Origin of the sequence: Shimia ponticola (assembly GCF_007995215.1) — a bacterium.
GTDB classification, from domain to species: domain Bacteria; phylum Pseudomonadota; class Alphaproteobacteria; order Rhodobacterales; family Rhodobacteraceae; genus Shimia_B; species Shimia_B ponticola.
On record NZ_VCDK01000005.1, the window covers coordinates 87,087 to 106,728 of the forward strand.

The window sequence follows — 19,642 nt, forward strand, 5'->3', positions numbered from 1 at the left end:
ACCACGTCGTCTTCCACTTCATTCGCTTCGGCGGCGTGACTGCCGGTTTCCGCGCCTAGCTTTCCTCACCGAAGCGATCAGCAACAAGCGCCTCCAGCGCCATTGCCAATTCGTCCGCTTGCGGTCCAGACGTCCGAATTTGAATAGTGGTTCCCGTCGAAGCTGCCAACATCAAAAGCCCCATGATGCTGTCGCCACAGGCGCTCAGACCGTCTTTCATAACGTCGCAGTCGGCATCAAATTGCTCGACCGTCTCTGCAAAACGGGCCGAGGCGCGGGCATGGAGCCCCTTTTGGTTGACGATTTCTAAGGTCTTTTCAGTCATGTGGGACGCGCTTGGGCTTCAAAATCCATAGTATCAAGGTATTTTCGACCAGCCGTCAGGGCAGCGTCAACCGCAGCGCCCAGTGGTTTACGCCGCATTTTGGTCAATTTGACCAACATTGGCAAATTCGCACCATAAAGGATCTTGCGGCCAGAGGGCTGACAGGCACGCAGCGACAGGTTCGACGGCGAACTGCCGAACAAATCGATCACCAGAACCACGCCATCGCCGCTATCGACCGCGTCGGCGGCATCGCAGATTTCCTGCTGCTTGCTGTCCCGGTTGTCGTTGACGCCAATGGATACCGAACGCATTGCCTCTTGAGGGCCCAATACGTGCTCAACGGCAGACTTGTATTCGGCTGCCAATCCGCCATGTGCCACGATCACGATGCCGATCACGCGTGCCTCGCTTGTGCAACTTGAGCCGCGTCGTCCCCAACACGGCTTTCCACTTCCCGATGTCGAATAGACACCTGCCAATCCGCATCTGCAAGCGCTTTGGCCATGGTTTCTACCAACGTCACCGAGCGGTGCCGGCCACCGGAACACCCGAATGCAACCGAAAGATGCGCTTTTCCCTCGTCCCGATACCGAGGCAGAAGGTGCAGCAAAAGATCGCGAACTCCCTCAAAGAACGCCTGATAGGCGTCATCCTGGCAAACGTAGTCCTGAATTGGCATGTCACGCCCATCAAGCGGCCGCAGATCTGGCACCCAATGCGGGTTGCGCAGGAAGCGACAGTCAAACACGATATCTGCACCGCGCGGCAACCCACGCTTGTAGGAAAACGAGGTCAGGTTGACGGCAAGGTTTATGTCCTCGGCCCCGCCAAACCAGCGATTGATCTCGGCCTTCAGGTCATGAACCGAGAATTTTGTCGTATCGATCAGGATATCAGCCCGTGACCGGATGGGCCGGAGCAAATCAATCTCTTTGCGGATGCCTTCGGTCGGGTTTGTGTCAGGGGCGAGCGGATGGCGCCGCCGCGTCTCGGAGTACCGCCGCAACAGAACATCAACCGCACAATCCACATAAAGGACCTCTGTTGGCGGCGTGCTGTCCATGGCCAAGAGATCCAGGGTCTCAAGCAAGGCGTCGATGGAAAAATCACGGTTACGCGGGTCAATCCCAAGGGCAAGTGGCCGCTCAAGCGGCGGACCGCTCAGCAGCCTCGGCACCAGTGACAGAGGCAGGTTGTCGATTGCCTCAAACCCCATATCCTCAAGCGCCTTGATCGCCGTCGCGCGGCCTGCACCGGCGGGTCCGGTTACAAGAACGATGGTGGGTTGGGTGACTGTTCTTTCTAGCACGGTCATGTCGGTTGTTCGGCTCCTGACCCTATCAGATAGTGCCACAGGGCGGGGACAAAAGGCCCCTCACGTGAAGTGTGAATAAGCCGGACGTCGTGGCCAAACAATGTCATAAATTGAGGCGTAGGCCTGCGCGGCACGTCTGTGGGCCTCAAGTCAACGCAGGCCGCAATCGCCGCAGGTTTTGCAAGTGTGGCCGGACAAAGACCAATATGACTAAGTTCGATGCACTCAGGCGCATTGGGAAGCGCTGCTGCCATCACGCCTTGGTCGCTTTTGCGGATCCAAACCATATCATCTGCGATCAATTGCGCTCCGAGCGCCATCAGGTGCACGGCGACCTTGGATTTCCCAATGCCAGGCGGCCCTCCCAACACCAGTGCGCGCCCGTTTGCAACGACGGCGGTGGCATGCAGTACAAACTGATCAGGATTGGTTGATCGGGATTCCCAGATCGACTGTGACGGTGGGGTCATGAAGAACCTGCGCGCGTCATATCCCCCGGCCCGGTTGCCTAGACAGGCAGACCAACAACAAACCGCGCGCCAAGCGGTTCAGACGTCACATCGGCATCGGTCGGGCGGATATTCTCGGCCCAGATGACACCGCCATGCGCCTCAACGATTTGCTTGGAAATCGCGAGGCCGAGGCCAGAGTTGTTGCCGAACTGGCCTTCGGGCCGTTGGGAGTAGAATCGTTTGAAGATCTTGGTCAACGCACCGTCAGGGATGCCGGGGCCGGTGTCTTCGACAACGACCAGCACACGGTTTTCGCGCTTGCGCGCCCAGACGCGGATCGCATCGCCGTCTTCGCAAAAGCTGATCGCGTTGGTGATCAAATTCACAAAGACCTGTGCCAGCCGCGCCTCAAGGCCCATCAGCACCAATTGTCCCTCTGGCAAGTCAGAAATGAAGTCGACGCCTTTGCTCTCGGCTTCCTGTCCCAGATACTGGTTCAGGTTGCCCAGCATCTTGAGCAGGTCGAACGGCTCTTCCTCTTCCTTGACCAGTTCGCTGTCCAGACGTGACGCGTTGGAAATATCGCTCACCAATCGATCAAGGCGGTTCACGTCCTGATCGATCACATTCAGCAGCGTGTTGATCTGATCTTCACGTTTGGCAATGCGCATCGTGCCTACGGCTGATCGAAGAGACGCCAGTGGGTTCTTGATCTCATGGGCCACGTCAGCGGCGAATTGTTCGTTGCCATCAATCCGGTCGTATAGCGCAGACACCATACCGCGCAGGGCACCGGACAGACGGCCAATCTCATCGGGGCGGGCCGTCAGGTCAGGGATGCGCACTCGGCTAGGCGACATTTTACGCGCGTTCTTGTCTCTGCCCACCTCTGCCGCCGCCGCGAGGTCGGACAGGGGATTGGCAATTGTCGACGCAAGAACAAGGCTGAGCCCGATCGACACCAACAAGGCGATGACGAACATCTGCAGCACCTGTTCGCGCTCCTGTCGGACCAAAAGGTCGATTTCCCCGGACGCCGAAACGAGCGCCACTGCGCCTACGACAGTGCCGTCTTGTTTGATTGGTGTGGCAACGGAAAAGACCGTGGCGCCGTCGGCATCAAATCCGGTTTCTGCCCGGGTCGTGCCAGACAGTGTCTCGGGCAGCAGCGCCTTGACCTGATCAACCGGCGCAACCAGCGCCGGCGCAGGGTCAGTGGGCGACAGGATGCCGGACATCGCCTCCCACAAAGAGTTCAGGAAATTCGTGATTACCGTGGAGCGGATTTCCTTGCTCAACCCCTCGACAGTAACGGTTGAGGCGCGTCCCTGGCCCTCGCTTTGGGCGATCAAGGCTTCGGTGGTGTCAAAGACGAACACATCGATCCCACCGCGCAGGTCCAAACCATCGAGCGTTTCTTCAATGATGATGCCGTCTCCGGTGGCGAAGTTGACCGGCGATGAAACCGGCAATCCCGCCTCGAACACGTCCGCGATCAGCTCTGCTTCGCTAACCAGTCCATTGGCCCGCTGGAACGCCAGGCTATCGCGCGACGGGTTTAGATACAGCACCCCGGCAACCAGGATGACAAGCGCCAACAGATTGAAGGTAATGATTTTTCGCGCGAGCGGTGACCGGTTCAGCGCGATCATGGACCGGCGCTCGCGCCGGGCCTGAAGTTCTTTTTCAACGGTAGCATCGGGCGCAACCCAATCGTCGCCCAGGAGGACATCAGCCTCCCGAACGCTTTTCAGGTCGCGCACGTCAATTTCGGATGCGGCGGTCATGGACCTGGTTGCGGCCCCCGTTTCAATCCAAAGTTTCTACCAGTTATTCTTCGTTGTACCTGTACCCGATCCCGTACAGCGTTTCGATAGCCGAAAAGTCATCATCAACACTGCGCATCTTTTTGCGCAGACGTTTGATGTGGCTGTCGATGGTGCGGTCGTCGACATAGACCTGATCATCATAGGCCACGTCCATCAACTGATCGCGGGACTTCACAAAGCCCGGACGCTGCGCAAGCGCCTGCAAAAGGAGGAATTCGGTCACGGTCAGCGAAACGTCGCGCCCCTTCCACGACACCGAATGGCGCAGCGGGTCCATCGTCAGTTCGCCGCGGACGAGGACTTTGGTGTCTTCGGTCTCCGGAGCAACCTCACCGCTGATCGCATCCTGACGGCGCAGAAGCGCACGGATACGTTCGACCAACAGACGCTGCGAAAACGGTTTCTTGACATAGTCGTCCGCGCCCATGCGCAGGCCGAGCACTTCGTCAATCTCGTCATCCTTGGAGGTCAGAAAAATGACCGGAACCGAGGATTTCTGGCGCACACGCTGCAACAGGTCCATCCCGTCCATGCGTGGCATCTTGATGTCAAAGACACCCAGATCGGGCATGCCTTTGCTGAACGCATCCAGCGCCTGCTGTCCATCATTGTAGGTTTCGACCTCAAAGCCCTCTGCTTCAAGAGTCATTGCGACGGACGTCAGGATATTCCTGTCGTCGTCCACAAGTGCAATTTTCGACATTTGGATATGCCTTTCATACTGCTCGTTGTTATTGCCTGCCTTTTTTCCGCCATCATCGGCCTCTGAGGCAAAAAATCAACTGGCAATGCGAATCGGGCGTGTTCACTCAGGCCAAAAGGCCCGAAAAGTTGCTAAGGCTGACTTAATTGCCGCACATATGAGCCACTCGTTGCCGATGGACGTAGCTGGTTGCGCTAAACCGACGCTGGTTGCGCAAACATACCCTCGCGACCTGTTTTTGTTTAAAAACGCCATGTTATAGCAGCCAGACAACAGACCACTATGGAGCCTAGCGCTATGACCGTCGGACGCGTCAATCCGAACTTCACCCTCGATGACCAAGGCATCACGGGGCTGGGCCAGGTCTATTATAACTTGATCGAACCCTCGCTCGTCGAAGTCGCCCTGAAACGCGGCGAAGGCGAACTGGGCCAAGGCGGCACCATGCTGGTGTCGACCGGCAAATTCACAGGCCGTTCGCCCAAGGACAAGCACGTCGTCAAAACAGACAGCGTTGCAGAGCACATTTGGTGGGATCAAAACGCCGCGATGTCGACCGAGGGCTTTGATGCGCTCTACGACGACATGACCGCCCATATGCAGGGCAAAGATTACTTTGTTCAGGATCTTTTTGGCGGGGCCGATCCGGCACACCGACTGGACGTGCGCATGGTGACCGAGCTGGCATGGCATTCGCTGTTCATCCGCCACATGCTGCGCCGCCCCGATGCAGAGGAATTGCAGGACTTCACACCTGACTGGACCGTCATCAACTGCCCATCGTTCAAGGCAGACCCAGAGCGTCACAACTGTCGCTCCGAAACCGTGGTCGCCATGAACTTTGATCGCAAAATGATCTTGATCGGTGGCACGGAATACGCGGGCGAAAACAAGAAATCGGTTTTCACCCTGCTGAACTATCTGCTGCCTGAAAAGGGCATCATGCCGATGCACTGTTCAGCCAACCACGCGCCCGGCAATCCAGTCGACACGGCCGTCTTCTTTGGCCTGTCAGGCACGGGCAAGACCACGCTGTCCGCCGACCCCGCGCGCGTACTGATCGGCGACGACGAGCACGGCTGGAGCGACCGCGGCACCTTCAACTTCGAAGGCGGCTGCTACGCCAAGACCATCAACCTGAGCGCCGAAGCCGAGCCAGAGATCTACGCGACGACCAAGAAGTTCGCGACCGTGATCGAGAACATGGTGTACGATAAAGACACCAAGGAACTCGACTTCGAGGATGACAGCCTGACGGCGAATATGCGTTGCGCCTACCCGCTGGACTACATCTCGAACGCCTCCTCGACCGCGCTGGGTGGCCACCCCAAGAATATCATCATGCTGACCTGTGATGCGTTCGGCGTGCTGCCTCCAATTGCGCGCCTGACACCGGCTCAGGCCATGTACCACTTTCTGTCCGGCTTCACCGCCAAGGTGGCCGGAACCGAGCGTGGCGTGACCGAGCCACAGCCAACTTTCTCGACCTGCTTCGGCGCGCCGTTCATGCCACGCCGCCCTGAGGTGTACGGGAATCTGCTGCGTGAAAAGATCGCCAAGCACGGCGCGACCTGCTGGCTGGTGAACACCGGTTGGACCGGCGGCGCCTACGGCGAAGGCTCACGTATGCCAATCCGCGCGACACGCGCCCTGCTGTCCGCAGCGCTCGACGGCACCCTGAACAATGGCCAGTTCCGCAAGGATGAAAACTTTGGCTTCGAAGTCCCTGTTAGCGTCCCTGGCGTCGCAGACCTGCTGCTGACACCGCGCCGCACATGGAGCGACACGTCAGCCTATGACGCAGCCGCAGAAAAGCTGGTCGGAATGTTCTCGGACAACTTCGAACAATACGTGCCGTATATTGACGACGACGTGAAAGCCGCCGCAATCGGCTAAGGCTGATCTGATTGAGTTTGTGAAGCGCCTGCCCTTGTGCGGGCGTTTTGCATTAGACTAGAGGCGGAAACGGCTAGTCGCCTCCATCCCCGCCATCTCCCTCGCTGTCCCACTCTTCTGTGGGATCACAGATGGACGTCCGTTCCCCTCCGTGCCATTCGACCCAGACATACACCCCGTCTTCGCGTTGGTGCAGGCTGTCACGACGGACCTTGTTGCGGTACCAACCAAACACCATGAACACGGCCATCAGCGCCCATTCCCATGGGGCTACACCTGACCCAGTCTCCGAGCTAAGGCTCAGCATAGGTTATCCTTATTCAATTGTCGGAAATGACACGGCGCTGACGTGAGGCGGGGGCGTTTTATGGTCCCCCCGCGCGTCATATGAAGCTGTTCAGTCGAGCGTTCATGTCACTGTTTGATTAGGCTGGGAATGTAACGGCTATGTGACAACCGCTGTACGAGCATGCCAAATGAGGCTTTACCCAAACATCCCTTTTCGCAGCAGGTTCAGCCCCGCCACGGTCAGCACCACCAGTGTGATTTTCTTGAACCGTGCTTGATCCATACGGTCCTGCACACGGAACCCAATCCACAGCCCGATCAGTGCCGGGATGAGCAGCGTCGATGAAAACGGCGCGGTCTGTGCGTTGAGGATGCCGCTTTGCAGGTGTGCAAGGACCAGCATCACCGACCCAACGCCGTAGATCACACCCTGCACAACCATCTGCTTGTGCTTGGGCACCTCAATAGCCAGCAGGTACAAGACCGTGGTCGGCCCCCACGTGCCTGCGAACCCACCCAAAACGCCCGAGATCAGCCCGATCACCCACTCTGCCAAGCGCCGCCGGTTTTCAGGGATTCGCACCTGCACGCCAAACAGTTGGATCAGAGACAGCACCACCACCGGCACGCCCAGCACAAAATAGAACACCCGATCGGGAATCAGAGCCGCGCCTTGTGCCGCGACTAAGATGGCAATCGACACGATGGCCAAATACCGCCAGAATTCCTTGATTGCGGCCCATGCCGGCCCCAACCCCTGCCGAAGCGTTTGCAGAGCGTTGGTAAAGATCACCGGCACCAAAAGACCAGCAAGGGCCAGCCGGGGCTCCATGATCGACGAAAGCCCCGACACCATAATCAACGGCAGGGCAAAGCCCACAATGCCCTTAACCAACCCCGCCAGCCCGGCGACCAGAAAGGCCCCGACCAGAACTGCGATTGGAAACTCTGATAATACGCCTAGGTCCATGCCCCTAACTGCCTGTTTGCACCTGCAGAAGCCAGAGGTCGGGCAAACATAGGGCGAGGAAATTCCATTGCGACATTTTCATTCGTTTTCAATGTTTATTCAGTATTTTTGTTGCGCTGCACCTGCAAACAAACTAGGTCAGACGGAAATCAAGAAAGGACATGATTCATGGCCCATGACGGACAAGACTTTCCAATGACGACCACGGTTCTTCCGAACCTGCTCTCGCTGACGTCTCAGGCGTTGGGGCCAGTGGCCGAGATCACCGAAAAGGCAACCGCAGCCGTGCGCGATATGGTGTCGAAAGACGGTCGGGTGTCGACCGGTCTCGTTGATGCCAACCAGACTGCAGCTCACGGCCTTGCATGGCTCGCCACCTACAATGAGTCTCTACGCCAGATGCAGGCTTGGGCTGAAAAGCTGAACGGCGAAGGCAAGTTTGGCGAAGTTGAACAGCTGATCCATCAGATCGCCTTTGGTGAGTATCTCTGGCAGATCTACGGCGGCATCCAGATGAACCAAGGTGAGGTCGTGCGGCTTCAGGACATGGGCCTGACACAGGACGATATGCGCGCCCTGATGGCCCCAGCCGTCGCCGAACTGTGCAACGCTGGTAACTCTCAGGCCGCTCGCGTGCGTCTGGTCGAGTTGATGGAAGAACGCGCAGCCGAGCTGACCGTCGGTGTCTCGGGCCTCGACGACGAACTGGAAATGATCCGCGAGCAATTCCGCCGCTACAGCGTCGACAAGGTCGAGCCGTATGCACACGAATGGCACCTCAAGGACGAGCTGATCCCGATGGAAACCATCGACGAACTGGCCGAAATGGGCGTGTTCGGGCTGACCATCCCAGAGGAATTTGGCGGTTTCGGCCTGTCCAAGGCCTCCATGTGCGTTGTCTCAGAAGAGCTGTCGCGCGGCTACATCGGTGTCGGTTCGCTCGGCACCCGCTCGGAAATCGCCGCAGAACTGATCATCTGCGGCGGCACGGACGAGCAAAAGGAAAAATGGCTGCCGGGTCTGGCCTCCGGTGAGATCCTGCCGACAGCAGTCTTCACCGAGCCAAACACAGGCTCCGACCTTGGCGCGCTGAAAACCCGCGCGAAAAAGGACGACAACGGCGACTGGATCGTCAACGGCAACAAGACATGGATCACGCACGCCGCGCGCACCCATGTTATGACTGTTCTGGCCCGCACGGTGCCTGACACGACCGACTACAAAGGTCTGTCGATGTTCCTCGCCGAGAAGACCCCCGGCACCGATGAAGAGCCATGGCAGGATCCGGGCATCTCGGGCGGTGAGATCGAGGTTCTCGGCTATCGCGGCATGAAGGAATACACGCTGAACTTTGACGATTTCAAAGTTAAGGGTGAGAACCTCTTGGGCGGCGAAGAAGGCAAAGGCTTCAAACAGCTCATGGAAACCTTCGAATCCGCGCGCATCCAGACAGCCGCCCGCGCCATCGGCGTGGCGCAATCGGCACTGGACGAAGGCATGAAATACGCCCTCGACCGCAAAGCCTTCGGCAAAGAGATCATTCACTTCCCACGCGTCGCCAACAAGCTGGCGATGATGGCCGTGGAAATCATGGTGGCACGCCAGCTGACCTACTTCTCGGCCTTCGAGAAGGACAACGGTCGCCGCTGTGACCTCGAGGCCGGCATGGCGAAACTGCTGGGCGCCCGCGTGGCATGGTCCGCAGCCGACAACTCGCTGCAAATCCATGGCGGCAACGGCTTCGCCCTTGAGTACAAAATCAGCCGCATCCTGTGCGACGCGCGTATCCTGAACATCTTTGAAGGTGCCGCCGAAATTCAGGCACAGGTCATCGCCCGCCGCCTGATGGCGTAAGCGCGCCCAAAAGACTGCTTAAAGGCCCTGATCCCCGGATCGGGGCCTTTCCTATTTTGGGACCATCAGGTTGCTTTGCCGCTCAAGGCAGCGGTGGCGAGTTTGACGGCCTGATCCGTAGGATTAGAGCGGACACCAAACTCTACACGATCCGCACTCAGCATTTCCGTAAGCTGTCCGAAGACTTCAGCCTTCTTCTCGTCAGACAAGGTCAACGCCTCCAGAACATCTGCACGCGAAGAGTAAAAACTCGCCAAACGTACATTGTAGCGATAGGCACCGGCCAACAATGCGAGGAAGAACAACAGCAAGACTCCGGGCGGAAGTTTTTCTGCCAAGGCAATCCACCATTGCTGCTGGGTGGAACCAATACTTTTCTCCCATGCTGCAAGGCAGTCGACATCTTCTCTCAAGTCGGACTTCTGGCAGACTTCGAAAAAGGTCTCCATGTCGGAAACTGCGCTTGAGATTTCAAAGAACCGGAGCGGTGAGTTCTTGTAGTCCTCAATCACACCTTGGTTGCGTGCCAAGCTGTTCGCCCAGTCGTCGACATCATTAGCGTTCTGAGCGATGGCGGAACTCACCGCTTTAATGGCGTCTTCCAAAGGTTCGAACGAGGCCCCGTTCAGTGTTTCCAGAACTGTTTCGATACGTTCCGCAACCTGTTGATAGCCAGCAAACGCTCCGGCCTGATCCCAGTCAAATGGCGTGTAGTTGGCTTGGCCAAGGCGCTGCACAGCCCGCTCTCGGGCGTCGCCGCTGATGCGCAACAGGTTCGCCCCTCTGGAGCGTGCTTCGACTACGAAGAGTTCATCGTTAAATCGGATGAATGTATCCCCATCCGAGAAAGGACCTGGCATTTGTTGTAGGCGCAGACGTTTTTCGGTGTCTGTCGAGCTTTCCTGATAGGTACCATTCCCGCCGGTGAAAAGCATTGCCCCATCCCTTTGGATAACATCCTCTATGGGTATGGCCGCTTCCTCCCCGTCTAGGTTTTCGGTTCTGATCTGTCTGACGGTCCTCCCAAGAACCAATTGGGCAGAGTTATCCTCTGCCGTTTCTTCAACAATTGGCACCAAGATTCCCTGATCCGTTGTTGCATAGATCTGGCCCTGATAGTCTATGAGATTATTGAAATAATCTCCGGTCAACTTCCAAGCTTCAAGTACTGCGCGTGGTTGTCCAAGGACCAGCTGCGGTTCAGAACGGGCCGTGAAATCCGATTTGCTTATCTCAAACAGCGTCTCTTTGCCCAAGGCGACAAACTGATCAGGGCGCTCAACAATGTTCCAAAGCTTTTGATCCTCAGACAGGTCGAAATTGGTGTTCTGAACTGTGTCAGCTGGGTTTGCAGCGGCAATATCCAAGGACGTGACAAGACCATCCCTGTCATAAATGAACACCCTTGAGCCTATGACGACGTGCCCCAGTGGTTCTTTAATATCGCTGCCGGTAATTTCGATTTCGGTTTCGATAGGAAGGAAATCGATTTCGTCGACCGTTACCGAAGCCAGATTCTCATCTTTGATACCGAAAACAAAACAACAGTCGGAGCTGTCGACGCCTGAAATATCATCAATCGGCACAATACCGAAGATACTGTCAAGTCCGTCAACACGCGCGTCAGATACCCGGTCTTCGAAGTTGGCCGCTGCTAGTTCAGACTGGGAATTGACCCGAAAGATCGTGTCACCCTGACCGAAGAAATAGAGGTTGTCGTCCTCTAGCAGAAAGCCGCGAATAGTCCGCAGATTGAGTTCAATCTGCTCTGCAAAGTCGGGAAGCGTTGAAATGACGTCTGTCAGTGCGTCGCGCTTCTCCAAAACAGATGCCGCGGCCGAGTTGAAGCGATCTGTGATAGACTTGCTTTCGGCCACTGCGGCGACACGCTGTCCGTCCGAATAGGATCGCAAGAACGGCAGTCCGAGGTAGAACGCAATCCCGACCGCGACCGTCAAGACCAGCCCAACAAAGTTCCATCGAGCTGAACGACGGGCCGCGTGCGATCTAGAACGCAGAAGGATCACGAGGTCCCCGATACGCTCGCTCCCCAACGCCAAGGCGCGGTCAAGCGTCCTCCGAGTTTCGAGTTTGGCTTTTCTGTTGTGCAGGGCACCTATAGGGTCGAAAATAAATCTCATAAGAATTGTCCAATCTAATGTTGGGCACACGGCACGAAATTTCCGCAGGGAAATGCAACTCTAGAGGGAGCCAAATGTCAAATTCCAACGATTGGCAGGCCACAGGATTTGGACCCGGCACATTTGTTCAAACAGCCCTTGGGATGCGTCCGATTGATCAATTGGAAGTCGGAGAAGAGCTTGAGTTCCGCGACGGTTCACGCGCGCCTTTGCTCCATCTGCATAGCCATCATTTCAGCGAAGATGAGTTGAACGCCAACCCAGATTTGCAACCCTTTCGCGTTCCGGCGCTTGCGCTGGGGCCTGCGGTGCCGCGTCGTCCCATTCTTATGTCGGGCGATATCCACGTCCTTGCACAAGGCCGTATGGTGACGCGGGTCGTGCCCGGTGATGCCTTGTTGCTGCCGATCTCGGCGATGGACGGCAAGAAGGGCATTGAACGCGTCGTGCCGGATGGCGGCATGACCTATTACCATATGCTGGTCGACCGCCACGCGATGATCCTGGCCGAAGGGTTGCTCGTTGATACCATGTTTGTCGGTCACTCGGCGGAACCGGACAAGGTAGTCACCATGTTTGACCATCTGAACGGGGCGTCTCACGGGGCGGCCTGCTATCCGATCGCCGACAACAAACAGGCCCGCACATTGATCGAAAAGCTGATCGACAAGGATCGTGCCCTGATCTCGGACAAGATCGACAGCTAGGTTTCGTCTGAGCAGAGGTTTACATCGCGCCGGTTGTACCTATCTGAATGTTAGAGCGTCTAACATGAGATTGATATGCCCAGCCAAACTGTCCTTCTGACCGGCATCACCGGTTTCATTGCCAAACGCATTGCCTTTGACCTGTTGGCCGAAGGCTACCATGTCCGTGGATCGCTTCGGTCCCTGAAACGCGCGGAGGAAGTGAAAGAAGCGATAACCGCCCAAGGCGGGGACGTGACGAACCTGAGCTTTGTCGAGCTTGACTTGACCAAAGACGCAGGCTGGGCCGATGCCATGACCGGGATCGACGCGTTGGTCCACACTGCCTCGCCGTTTCCGCTAGCGCAACCAAAGGACGAAAATGACATCATCCGCCCGGCGGTCGACGGCACGATGCGCGCGCTCAAGGCGGCGCAGAGTGCAGGCGTCAATCGCGTGGTGCTGACCTCATCCATGGTCGCGGTCATGTATGTCGACCGTCCTGCGGGTCACCAATACACGGCTGCTGACTGGACGGACATTCATCACCCGGCTGCAACCGCCTATGTGAAATCCAAGACGCTGGCCGAAAAGGCTGCTTGGGACTTCATCAACGACCACCCCGACATGACGCTGACCACCGTGCATCCGGGCCTCGTGCTCGGCACGCCGATGGACCAGCATTACGGCACCTCGCTTGGTGTGGTGGAACGGATCCTGTCTGCAAAAGACCCGATGCAACCGGACCTTGCCTTGCCAATCATCGATATCGAAGATGTCAGCGCCCTGCATGTGGCCGCGCTTGAAACGCCGGAGACCGCCGGTCACCGCCTGCTGGCCACCGTCGATGAATGGACATTCCCACAAATGGCTCAGGTGTTGGCCGACGCCTATCCCAACCGCAAGATCAAGACAGCCACCGCCCCGAAGTGGCTGTTGCGGGTGCTGGCGCTCTTTGACAAGGACCTGAAGACAGTGCTGCCACAGATTGGTTTTCGCGCCCCCACAGATGTATCTGAAACCATGACCTTGACTGGTATGCGCTACATCCCCGCCAAAGAAGCGGTACTCAAAAGCGCCGCGTTCATCGACGCGAAAGGATAGCCCATGATCCGCGCCCTCGGTGTTTTACTGCTGCTGGTCGGCTGCGCCAGCGATGAGACGATCTCTGGCTTTGCAGGGGTCGGCAGCGAATGGCGCTATGAAGGATCTGAGACGGCGCAGGTCACTTTGGCCTTCCCCGGACCGGGGCAGGTCGCGGGGCAAGGTCCGTGCAACCGTTACTTTGCCACGCAATCCGCGCCATACCCTTGGTTCGAACTGGGGCCAATCGCCTCGACCAAGATGGCCTGCCCCAACCTCTCCGAGGAAGCGACGTATTTGGCTAAACTGGCCGCCATGACCTTGGCCGAGGTGTCAGGCGACGTTCTGATCCTGTCGAATGATGCAGGTGAGAAAATGATCTTTGCCCGGATGCCGGACAGCGAGTCAGACGGCTAACACATCGCGCAACCTGCGCCGCGCCTCTGGCAGGTCGCGGCCATCGCCTGCGGCTTTGCTCAGAAAGAACCCGGTTGTGCCCATGGCCTGCGCGATGTCACCGTCATCACCTTCGTTTCCGGGCAACAGCACGGGTGGCAGAGGCAATAGCTTGGGCGCCCATTCCCCGGCCCCGCCGGTCGAGACGGCCCGCCCCGATTTCGGCGACACATAGTTCAGGCCCTCAGTCGCCCCTGTCACGGCGCAGCGGCTCAGGTCCAGCCCATAGCCCAGCGCCTCCAGCAGCCCCAGTTCCCAGCGCAGGTAGGCCAGTGGCCACGCGTCCGTCACCGCCATCAGGTCGAGTAGCGTCACGGTGCGCTCATAGACATCCGGCATGGCCTCGCGCTCGGGCAGCAAGACCGAGGTCAGTGCCGTGACCGCCTGCATCCCGGCCAAAGCTTTGCGGTCGCCCATGATCACCGCCGCACGAGCGCGCACAGGTTCGACGGTGAAGCTGCCCAGATGATCCTCAAGCCGCGCTTTCCATGTGACGTCGAGTTGCGTTCCCGGCTGTAGGTGCGGCGTCATCTTGCGACTCCGCCCGCCGCGTACCACGCCCGCAGCCCGGCCATGGGTTGGCGTGAGCACGTCGATGATGGCAGCATGTTCGCCGTGAGCGCGCGAGGTCAGAAGAACGCCGGTGTCGGTCCATTCGATCATTGGTTAGGCACCCCCACCCGGAATCAAGGCCGAAGGCCGCCGGGTGATCGTCGGGCCGCCCCCACGGCCCGGCGATTGGCTGACCACGAGGCGTTTGGAGAATTCAGAGGCAATTTGGCTAACATAAAGCGCACCGAACAAGCGTTGCATCGCCGCGCCGCGGCCCGACGCCCACCCGGCTACACTTCTCTTGAGGCTACCCATCCAGCCCCGGCTCATCCAGCAAATGCCGCCCGGCCTTATCCTCAACCTCGATCACCCAAAGATCAGGGTCTGAGGCCTTCTGCCGGGACAAAGCATCCTCGACATCACGATCCGAGCCTTCGGCCAAAACCACCCATGTCCGCTTATCCGCCATGAAATCAAACGTCCGCTGGTAACAACAGGCCTGTCCATCCAGCGTACTGACCTTGACCAGAACCGCGCCTGCCGTTGCATCGCCTTTGGCCACGACAAACGCTGGAATATCCATCAGCCGCAGCCGAGTCAGATAGGCCGACACCCAAACATCAGACGTGAGCCTCATGAATTCCCGTCGCGGAAATCCAGCCCCATCTCGTCGTAGCGTTCCCGCTCTTCGAGCCAGTTGGGCCGCACTTTGACTTGCAAGAACAGGTGAACACGCCGACCCAGAAACTCTTCCAGTTCCATCCGTGCGGCCTTGCCCACGGCTTTGACTGTTTCACCCTTATTGCCCAGCACGATGCCCTTGTGGCCGTCCCGGCTCACATAGATCATCTGGTCGATCCGGGCCGAGCCATCCTTGCGCTCTTCCCATTTCTCGGTCTCGACAGTGAGCTGATAGGGCAGTTCCTGATGCAGACGCAGGGTCAGCTTCTCGCGTGTCATCTCGGCGGCGATCATGCGCAGCGGGAGGTCAGCGATCTGGTCTTCGGGATATAGCCATGGGCTCTCCGGCATCTGCGCAGCCAACCATGTCTTCAGATCCGCGCATCCATGCCCTTTCTCTGCCGAGATCAGGAAGGTCTGTTCAAAATCTCGACGGCTGTTCATGTCCTCGGTCAGGGCCAGCAGGTCGGGTGCCTCGACACGGTCGATCTTGTTGATCGCCAGCGCGATCCGGCCGGGGTGTTCTTCCAACGTCTCCAGAATGCGCTCCACGCCCTTGGTCACGCCACGGTGCGCCTCGATCAGCAGGACGGTGATGTCGGCATCCGCCGCCCCACCCCACGCCGCAGCAACCATCGCGCGGTCCAACCGACGGCGAGGCTGAAACAGACCGGGCGTATCAATGAACACGATCTGGCTGTCATCCTCAAGTGCCACTCCGCGAATGCGCGCGCGCGTCGTCTGCACCTTATGCGTGACAATCGACACCTTCGCGCCAACCATCCAGTTCAGCAGGGTCGACTTTCCAGCATTGGGTTCGCCGATCAGGGCCACGAAACCGGCGCGTGTGTTTTCGGATTGGGTCAAATCGGGGATACCTTGAGATAGACTAAATCGTCGTCAGGCACGCGTCATACGCCTTCGGCCCGCACAGGTCCAGCTATGTCCACGCCATGACCTCTTCGGCCACCATGCGCTGAAATGCCCGACGCACGGTGATCCGCGCCACGTCAGCCGAGACGCGCCGCGCATTCTGGGTAATCTCCAACGCCCGCTTTGGATTGGCGCGCGCCCAGTCGATCCGCTCTTCCAGATTGCGCCCACCGGGCGAGATCGGAACGTAATGCTCCCACGGTTTGTAGAGGTGGGAATAGAACAGTTCCCAGTCTTCCTTCTCCTTGAAGACCAGACTGTTCGAATTCACCGCCATCAGGAAATTGGACCCAGTGTCAAACCCTGAAAGGCTCGCAACGTATTTGTAGCGGTGAAACCATGTCACGGGCTTCGGGTCTGATATCAAACCAGCCCATGCCGGGTCCTTTCTTAGCATGCGTCGTTTGGGTCCCAGCACCATCGCGAAATCGAACCCGGGAACACCCTGCAACCGTCGCGTCAAGTGATACCGCGTCAGTGTGTCCAACCGCGCCAAGAGTCCAGATTTCTCTTCGTCGCTGGCCTCTGCATAGCGGTTCATCAATCCGATACTGCCCCCGTATTTCAGCCGCTCAGGGTTCAGCGCCGACACCGTGCCGCCGCTCAGATTCCCGCGCCAGACACAGACGTCCTCCTTGTCCTCGAACGGGATGTCGTCCGCAGGCTCGGTTGACACAAAATGGGGACGATACATCGAATGATACCCAACCAGAGGCCACAAGACACAGTTCCGGGCCTGCGGTCGGCGGTTATAGACGAAAACCGGCATCGGCGGGTTGTCCGCTTGCCGCCCGTAACCTCGCGCATCGAGCATATCGCAGCGGATCGGCGTACCCTCATTCCAAACGGTACGCAGGTCATTCAGGACCCCCATCGCACGTTGAACTGGCGGGTCGGTCTTGTCCGTGGGCAGGAAACCATCGCTCAGGTTCTCACCCGCTCGGATTACGGGCAAAGGCTCACCACTGTGCCACGTCACCTTGTGATGCCCGTCGAACGTGGCGAGTTGGTTTGTTTTCTGTGGCTGCCAATCAGATACGGGACCGGTGGTCCGCTGCCCAAGACAATGGGCGGCGATGCCTTCGGACAGTTCAATCAGCCTCGGGGCCATATTCGTCGTCATGCGCTGCGGCGCAGGCGGAGCGTCTCGACGAAACAGGGACGCGTCAGGGTCAGGGTCCGGCAAAGCCAACCGATCCCCCAAAGTCGTGAAAAGCTGCACCTGCCAATCCGCATCCATCTGCAATTCGATCAGCCGGTCCGAGCCTCCAAAAAACGCGCGCACGTCGGCATGATGTGCATCCCAGTCATCCGCCCATACCCCCGGCATTTCCTGCCGCGTGTGCAAGGTATCCCGCACGTGTTGGTGCAAAATGGCGTGATCGTCCGAGTTCTTGCGATTGGCCAGCCACGTGTCGCGGTGCCGCGTATTCAAAAGGAAAATCGCGTCCTCGAAATGCTCAGCCAGATAGGCGAAGGCTTTGAACCCCTGCAGAAGAGGCAAGGCTGGACGCTTGTAATCCCACAATTCGACAAAAACCCGAGCATCCGCCCATTGCCGCAACGGGGTGACGTTGCTGGCACGGGCGCGCAACAAGGCCTCTGCCAACGGCTCTTTGGTGCCATCGGCCACCTCAAAACCGCCGGTGCGGAAATAGTGGCCGATCTGGCCACCACCACAGCAGTCAAACCCGATCGCAAAGATGCGCGGCCCGTCCAACGTGGTCAGCCCCGGTTGTCGATGATGCGCACAGCTTTGCCCTGTGACCGCGCGACGCCGCCATCCGGCTCGACCACAACGTTGGTGCTGATACCGACGGTCTCCTTGATCCGCTTGACCAGTTGCGGGCCAGCCTCTGGGGTGCCTTCAACATGCACGGTCATGGCATCCATGCGACCCTCGCGGGTCAGCTCGATCTGGAAATGCGGGGCCAGGCCCGGCGTGGCCATCAAGGCCTCTTCGATCTGCGTGGGAAAGACATTGACGCCCCGCAGAATGATCATGTCGTCACTGCGCCCCGTGATCTTTTCCATCCGGCGCATCGACCTCGCCGTGCCGGGCAAAAGGCGGGTCAGGTCGCGCGTGCGGTATCGGATGATCGGGAACGCCTCTTTGGTGAGCGAGGTAAAGACCAGTTCACCCAGTTCACCATCGGCCACGGGTTCTCCCGTCTCTGGGTTGATGACCTCTGGATAGAAGTGATCCTCCCAAATGTGCAGCCCATCTTTGGTTTCCACACATTCATTCGCTACGCCCGGTCCGATGATTTCGGACAGCCCGTAGATATCGACGGCGTGCATATCGAACGCCTCTTCGATCTCAGTCCGCATGGCGTTGGTCCAAGGTTCCGCACCGAAAATCCCAACCTGCAGACTGCTTTCGCGTGGATCACGCCCCTGCGCGCGGTATTCATCCAGGATCGACAGCACGTAAGACGGCGTGACCATGATCGTCGTCGCGCCGAAATCCTCGATCAGGTTCACCTGCCGGGGCGTCATGCCGCCCGACACTGGCACCACGGTACAGCCCAGCTTTTCCGCGCCATAATGTGCGCCCAGACCCCCGGTAAACAAGCCATAACCATAGGCCACATGCACCACATCCCCAGGCCGCGTCCCAGAGGCACGCAGGGATCGCGCCATGACGGTCGCCCATGTGTCGATGTCTTTCTCGGTATAACCAACGACCGTCGGCTGGCCTGTTGTGCCAGAGGACGCATGTACCCGGCGCACCTGTTCACGCGGCACGGCGAACATCCCAAACGGGTAGTTCGCGCGCAGGTCCTGTTTGGTGGTGAATGGAAACTTCGCCAGATCGCTCAGGTCTTTCAGATCGTCCGGATGGACATCCGCCGCATCAAAGGCGGCCTTGTAATGCGGGACATTGGCATAGGCATGGTTCAGCGACCATTTCATCCGATCAAGCTGCAACCCCGAAATCTCGTCCCGGCTGGCAATTTCGATGGGATCAAGGCTGTCCTTTTGCGGTGTCAGGTCCTTCATGTGTCTTCCTCGAAATGCTGCCCTTTGATCTGCCGCGCCAAACCGCGCATCAATGCCACCACCCGGTCATCCGCTCCGCGCACCGTCACGTCATAGACGCCTGACCGCCCGTTCAGCGCGACTTCCTGCGCAGTCGCCGTCAAAACTTCTCCGGGCTGGCCCGGGCTGACATAAGTGATCTGGTTTTCCTGAGCGACCGTCACCTGATTGCGGCTGTTGCAGGCAACGGCAAAGGCCGTATCCGCCAGCAGAAAGATATATCCGCCATGGCACATTCCGTGACCGTTCAGGTGCCGATCCTCGACCGCCATCTGCATCACGGCCCGGCCTTCTGCAACGGACACAAACCGCACCCCCGCGCCGACTGTGGCCCCGTCATGCGCCAGCATCGCCTTTGCCGATTGCTCTGCCCGTTCCTGCGGTGTCAACGCACCCTCCCCTTCGGTCCGGGATCACCGCCCCTTTACCTTCG

Annotated in this window: 20 protein-coding genes; 5 read left to right on the plus strand and 15 right to left on the minus strand. The window is 58.4% G+C overall.

Translation table 11 applies throughout. From position 1 onward, the window contains the following. Positions 1 to 55: 55 nt before the first annotated feature. Genes FE702_RS10600 through FE702_RS10625 form a run of 6 tightly spaced genes read right to left on the minus strand, consistent with a single transcriptional unit; the run spans position 56 to position 4,627 of the window. Positions 56 to 325, minus strand: a complete 270-nt coding sequence (locus FE702_RS10600) for an HPr family phosphocarrier protein (protein WP_147126275.1) — start codon at positions 323 to 325, stop codon at positions 56 to 58. Beyond that, positions 322 to 726, minus strand: a complete 405-nt coding sequence (locus FE702_RS10605; RefSeq protein WP_147126276.1) for a PTS sugar transporter subunit IIA — start codon at positions 724 to 726, stop codon at positions 322 to 324. Before FE702_RS10605 ends, FE702_RS10600 begins: the two co-directional genes overlap by 4 nt. Further along, a complete protein-coding gene (rapZ, locus tag FE702_RS10610) occupies positions 723 to 1,643 on the minus strand; it encodes an RNase adapter RapZ (protein WP_147126277.1) in 921 nt (306 codons plus the stop codon). Before rapZ ends, FE702_RS10605 begins: the two co-directional genes overlap by 4 nt. Further along, on the minus strand, positions 1,640 to 2,113 hold the full coding sequence (locus FE702_RS19015) for an HPr kinase/phosphorylase (protein ID WP_147126278.1): 474 nt from the start codon (positions 2,111 to 2,113) through the stop codon (positions 1,640 to 1,642). The genes rapZ and FE702_RS19015 overlap by 4 nt, the downstream gene beginning before the upstream one ends. Before the next feature lie 38 nt (positions 2,114 to 2,151). Next, complete coding sequence (locus FE702_RS10620; protein ID WP_147126279.1) at positions 2,152 to 3,882, minus strand: sensor histidine kinase; 1,731 nt, start codon at positions 3,880 to 3,882, stop codon at positions 2,152 to 2,154. 43 nt (positions 3,883 to 3,925) lie between these two features. After that, positions 3,926 to 4,627 carry a response regulator transcription factor gene (locus FE702_RS10625; RefSeq protein WP_147126280.1) on the minus strand — a complete coding sequence of 234 codons (702 nt, stop codon included), beginning with the start codon at positions 4,625 to 4,627 and terminating at the stop codon, positions 3,926 to 3,928. A gap of 297 nt (positions 4,628 to 4,924) precedes the next feature. Between FE702_RS10625 and FE702_RS10630 the strand changes: the two genes are divergently transcribed. Continuing rightward, on the plus strand, positions 4,925 to 6,523 hold the full coding sequence (locus FE702_RS10630; protein WP_147126281.1) for a phosphoenolpyruvate carboxykinase: 1,599 nt from the start codon (positions 4,925 to 4,927) through the stop codon (positions 6,521 to 6,523). A 73-nt stretch (positions 6,524 to 6,596) separates the two neighbouring features. Here FE702_RS10630 and FE702_RS10635 read toward each other — a convergent pair whose 3' ends face one another. Continuing rightward, complete coding sequence (locus FE702_RS10635; protein ID WP_147126282.1) at positions 6,597 to 6,830, minus strand: hypothetical protein; 234 nt, start codon at positions 6,828 to 6,830, stop codon at positions 6,597 to 6,599. A gap of 177 nt (positions 6,831 to 7,007) precedes the next feature. After that, positions 7,008 to 7,781 (minus strand): sulfite exporter TauE/SafE family protein, encoded by a 774-nt coding sequence (locus tag FE702_RS10640; RefSeq protein ID WP_147126283.1) that lies wholly within the window; start codon positions 7,779 to 7,781, stop codon positions 7,008 to 7,010. Between the two features lie 168 nt (positions 7,782 to 7,949). Here FE702_RS10640 and FE702_RS10645 point away from each other — a divergent pair, with 168 nt between their 5' ends. Beyond that, positions 7,950 to 9,635, plus strand: a complete 1,686-nt coding sequence (locus FE702_RS10645; protein ID WP_147126284.1) for an acyl-CoA dehydrogenase family protein — start codon at positions 7,950 to 7,952, stop codon at positions 9,633 to 9,635. Between the two features lie 65 nt (positions 9,636 to 9,700). Here the strand turns inward: FE702_RS10645 and FE702_RS10650 are convergent, their stop codons facing one another. Next, a complete protein-coding gene (locus FE702_RS10650; protein ID WP_147126285.1) occupies positions 9,701 to 11,776 on the minus strand; it encodes a hypothetical protein in 2,076 nt (691 codons plus the stop codon). Between the two features lie 74 nt (positions 11,777 to 11,850). Here FE702_RS10650 and FE702_RS10655 point away from each other — a divergent pair, with 74 nt between their 5' ends. The 3 genes from FE702_RS10655 (at position 11,851) to FE702_RS10665 (ending at position 13,962) form a co-directional block, all read left to right on the plus strand. Next, positions 11,851 to 12,483 (plus strand): Hint domain-containing protein, encoded by a 633-nt coding sequence (locus FE702_RS10655; RefSeq protein WP_186827057.1) that lies wholly within the window; start codon positions 11,851 to 11,853, stop codon positions 12,481 to 12,483. A gap of 75 nt (positions 12,484 to 12,558) precedes the next feature. Beyond that, positions 12,559 to 13,566, plus strand: coding sequence for an SDR family NAD(P)-dependent oxidoreductase (locus FE702_RS10660; protein ID WP_147126287.1), 1,008 nt, complete (start codon positions 12,559 to 12,561; stop codon positions 13,564 to 13,566). Between the two features lie 3 nt (positions 13,567 to 13,569). Next, positions 13,570 to 13,962, plus strand: a complete 393-nt coding sequence (locus FE702_RS10665) for an META domain-containing protein (protein WP_147126288.1) — start codon at positions 13,570 to 13,572, stop codon at positions 13,960 to 13,962. Here the strand turns inward: FE702_RS10665 and recO are convergent. The 6 genes from recO to paaI form a co-directional block, all read right to left on the minus strand. Continuing rightward, positions 13,951 to 14,661, minus strand: coding sequence for a DNA repair protein RecO (gene recO, locus FE702_RS10670; RefSeq protein WP_147126818.1), 711 nt, complete (start codon positions 14,659 to 14,661; stop codon positions 13,951 to 13,953). The genes FE702_RS10665 and recO overlap by 12 nt on opposite strands. A gap of 199 nt (positions 14,662 to 14,860) precedes the next feature. Further along, positions 14,861 to 15,190, minus strand: a complete 330-nt coding sequence (locus FE702_RS10675) for a DUF1491 family protein (RefSeq protein ID WP_147126289.1) — start codon at positions 15,188 to 15,190, stop codon at positions 14,861 to 14,863. Then, positions 15,187 to 16,101, minus strand: coding sequence for a GTPase Era (era, locus tag FE702_RS10680; protein WP_147126290.1), 915 nt, complete (start codon positions 16,099 to 16,101; stop codon positions 15,187 to 15,189). Before era ends, FE702_RS10675 begins: the two co-directional genes overlap by 4 nt. Before the next feature lie 73 nt (positions 16,102 to 16,174). Further along, entirely contained in the window at positions 16,175 to 17,887 is a 1,713-nt protein-coding gene (locus FE702_RS10685; protein ID WP_147126291.1) for a glycosyl transferase family 90, read from the minus strand. A 5-nt stretch (positions 17,888 to 17,892) separates the two neighbouring features. Further along, on the minus strand, positions 17,893 to 19,170 hold the full coding sequence (gene paaK, locus FE702_RS10690; protein WP_147126292.1) for a phenylacetate--CoA ligase PaaK: 1,278 nt from the start codon (positions 19,168 to 19,170) through the stop codon (positions 17,893 to 17,895). Then, positions 19,167 to 19,598: a hydroxyphenylacetyl-CoA thioesterase PaaI gene (gene paaI, locus FE702_RS10695; protein WP_147126293.1), complete on the minus strand. Its 432-nt coding sequence runs from the start codon at positions 19,596 to 19,598 to the stop codon at positions 19,167 to 19,169. Before paaI ends, paaK begins: the two co-directional genes overlap by 4 nt. Positions 19,599 to 19,642: the final 44 nt, after the last annotated feature.